Source organism: Rhodococcus sp. (in: high G+C Gram-positive bacteria) (assembly GCF_049591685.1).
In the GTDB taxonomy this organism is placed as follows: domain Bacteria; phylum Actinomycetota; class Actinomycetes; order Mycobacteriales; family Mycobacteriaceae; genus Rhodococcoides.
Window position 1 is genome coordinate 1 of the sequence record NZ_JBAWFH010000522.1, and the last position, 3,297, is coordinate 3,297.

The following is a 3,297-nucleotide window of genomic DNA, read 5'->3' on the forward strand; positions in this document are numbered from 1 at the left end:
ACGGTGACCAGGTCACTGTCGCGCACCGCATCCTCCACGCTGGAGACGACCGTGATCGAGGTGAACTGCGGGTAGTCCTTGCGCACCCACTGCACGAAGCCGTCGATGCCGGCCTGGCTGCGGCCCGCGATCTTGAGGGTGTCGAGTTCGGGTCGGACGGCGACGAAGGCCTCGAGCGTCGTGCGGTTCATGACGCCCGGCGCCACCACTCCGAGGCTGCGCGCATCCTCGCGAGCGAGGTAGCGGGCGCCGACGCCGGGCACGGCACCGGTCCGGTATGCACTGAGGAGGTTTGCGGACATGTACGCCAGCGGCGCGCCGGTGTCCTTGTCGCTGAGCGTGAACATCAGGATCGAACGCGGCAGACCCCGTTCACGGTTTGCGAGATTCGAGCCGTACCACTTGCAACCGGCAGTCTGGAACGATCCGCCGAGGTAGGCGGGCATCGCCATCATGCGCCGATGCGGACCGTCGAGCGGCATGCCCTCATGCTCGGACTCCGTCGGGAACGTGAGCATCGACCCGTGGGAGTTGCCGTCCGGACCGCCCATCCGGTAATCGCCGGCGTCGACGAGGCGGAGCGTCTCCTCCATCGCATCGACGCACGCGGGCATGTCCGTCACGCCGGCGGCGATCATGTCCGGCTCGGAGAGGAAGCGGAACGCGATCCGAGTGTCGTCGCTGCTCACGCAATCACCTTGTCGGTCACGGGGATCATGTGCTGGGCGAAGAAGTCCGTCAACGCGCCCGTCGCCGAGAACGGCAGCACCTGCGCGACGTACTGGTCGGGCCGCACGACCACGACCGCACCGCCAGCGTCGATTCCGCGGGATACAAAGATGTCGACGTCCGGGTGGACGGCATAGATCTTCTCGTAGTCGACGAGCTCGAACGGTCCGACCCGCGGCAGGAAGACCGCGGGGATGTCGGGGATCTCGATCTCGCTGTGCGCCCGTGGGTAGACCACCTTCACGTCGAAGACACTGTCGGGGTCGCTCGCGGTCGGCGTGTATGCGCGCAACGGCGAATCCTCGGACTCACTCAGCCAGCTCGCCCATTCCCGTACCGCGCTACCGTCGCGATCGGCGAAAGCATAGATGCGCCAGCGCCCGTCGGCCCTGGCGTGATGGCCGAGGTGGGCGGGCACCGCATCCCCGATGCGCACGACCTGCTCGGACTTGAACCGCTTCCCGACGGGGAACCCGGTCGCCAGCGACTGGTGGTCGGAGTCGCCGACGATCATCGATGGGACGTACTGGGTCATGAAGCCGGCCGGGAACTCGGCGGTGCGCGTGTAGAACTCGGCCAGCTCCTCGGGGCTCTCGAACTCCTCTGGCTTGCGGGCCATCAGCCCCGACCACTCGCGGTCGAAGTCGATGAGGTTCTGCGCGATGACCTGCCGCTCGGCCGAGTACGTCGAGAGCAGGGATGCCGGCGCGCGCCCGGTGAGGACGGAGCCGAGCTTCCATCCGAGGTTGAAGCCGTCCTGCATCGACACGTTCATCCCCTGACCGGCCTTCGCACTGTGGGTGTGGCAGGCATCGCCGCAGATGAACACGTGCGGATCGCGCTCCCCTCCCACCTCGACGTCATCGAACTTGTCAGTGACCCGGTGGCCGACCTCGTACACCGACCACCAGGCGACGTTCTTCACGTCGAGTGCGTAGGGTGCGACGATGGCGTTCGCCTTGGCGATGATCGTCTCGACGGGCGTCGAGCGTACCTTGCCGTTATCGCCCTCCGGTACCTCGCCCAGGTCGACGTACATCCGGAAGAGGTAGCCGCCCTCACGGGGAATGAGCAGGATGCTGCCGGCCTCGGACTGGATGGCGCACTTGACGCGGATGTCGGGGAAGTCGGTGACCGCCAACGCGTCCATCACGCCCCACGCATGCTTGGACTGCCCGCCGAGGTGCTCGCGGCCGATGGCCTCGCGCACGCGACTGCGAGCGCCGTCGCAGCCGACCACGTACTTCGCACGAACGGTCCGCTCTTCGCCGTCGGGGGGGCCATCGGTGTGCCGGAGCGTCACTTCGACCGGGTACTCGCCTTCACCGACCGTCAGGCCGACGAACTCGATGCCGTAGTCGGGCGCGATCCGAGCGGGCGAGATCGCCGCGACCTCGGCGAAGTAATCGAGCACGCGCGCCTGGTTCACGATGAGGTGCGGGAACTCGCTGATGCCGTGCGGGTCGTCCTTTGCGCGGGCGGTGCGCACGATTCGGCTCTTGTCTGCCTGGTCAGGGGCCCAGAAGTTCATCTCGCTGATCTGATAGGCCTCCGCCGTGATGCGTCCGGCGAAGCCGAAGGCCTGGAATGTCTCGACGCTGCGGGCCTGGATCCCGTCCGCCTGACCGATCGCGAGTCGGCCAGGGCGCCGTTCGACGAGTCGGGTTGTGACGTCGGGATACTGCGACAGCTGTGCGGCGAGCAGCATCCCGGCCGGGCCCGACCCGACGATCAGCACATCGATCTCATCCGGTAGGTCGTCGGGACGATCGACTCCGACCCCCGACGCGGGCACGATCCTCGGGTCGGTGGAGACATAACCGTGGTGGTGGAACTGCATCGTCAGTGATCCTTCCTCGGACTGCGGCGTCGAGGTCATTCAGGGCGGGATGAATCCGGCGAAACGGACTATTCTATATTCGAACACTCTGTTCTACTATTGAACAGAGCGTACCGCCGGTTCCGGGACGCCGCAAGAACAGAGGAGATCACGATGACCCCGGAGGCGACATCAGCGCCCGCATCGCAGACGCTGAGCCGGGGTATCCGGATCCTGGAGATGCTCGCCGACGCGCGCAATCCATTGGCGATCGAGGATCTCGCGACCGGACTCGGGGTGCACCGCTCGATCGCATACCGACTGCTGCGCACGCTCGAAGACCACGGACTCGCGGTACGCGACGGGGCCGGACGCGCCGCTCTCGGAGCCCGGATGGCGGCACTGGCAGGAGCCGTCTCACACGATCTCCAGACCGAGGCGCTGCCGGAACTCACCGCCGTCGCAAACGAGCTCGGCATCACCTGCTTTCTCGCGGTCCTCGACCGGGACGAGTGCATCACCCTCGCGAGCGTCGAGCCGCGACATGCCATCGCCTCCGTCGCGCAGCGACCGGGTGCCCGGCATTCCATCATCGTCGGGGCACCGAGCAAGGCAATCCTCTCCGCCCTACCGTCGCGGGAGTGGCCCGTCGAAGTGCCGGCGCGGACGCGAGCGGAGATCGAACAGGCCGCCGACCGCGGATTCGCCACGAGTCACGACGAGGTCATCCCGACCGTGCAGTCCGTGGC

Annotated in this window: 3 protein-coding genes; 1 reads left to right on the forward strand and 2 read right to left on the reverse strand. The window is 67.0% G+C overall.

Features of this window, described 5'->3' with window-relative positions; all coding sequences use genetic code 11:
- A partial coding sequence (locus WBQ44_RS21295) for a Rossmann-fold NAD(P)-binding domain-containing protein (protein WP_495568659.1) occupies positions 1-638 on the reverse strand: 638 nt, incomplete at its 3' end.
- A gap of 47 nt (positions 639-685) precedes the next feature.
- Entirely contained in the window at positions 686-2,569 is a 1,884-nt protein-coding gene (locus WBQ44_RS21300; RefSeq protein WP_495568660.1) for an FAD-binding monooxygenase, read from the reverse strand.
- Positions 2,570-2,722: 153 nt separating this feature from the next.
- Between WBQ44_RS21300 and WBQ44_RS21305 the strand changes: the two genes are divergently transcribed.
- Positions 2,723-3,297 (forward strand): IclR family transcriptional regulator (locus WBQ44_RS21305; RefSeq protein ID WP_495568658.1); only part of this gene is annotated, 575 nt, incomplete at its 3' end.

Coding starts and splice junctions, on each gene's coding strand:
- WBQ44_RS21300 (WP_495568660.1), bottom strand. CDS start 2,569: ATGCAGTTCCACCACCACGGTTATGTCTCCACCGACCCGAGGATCGTG.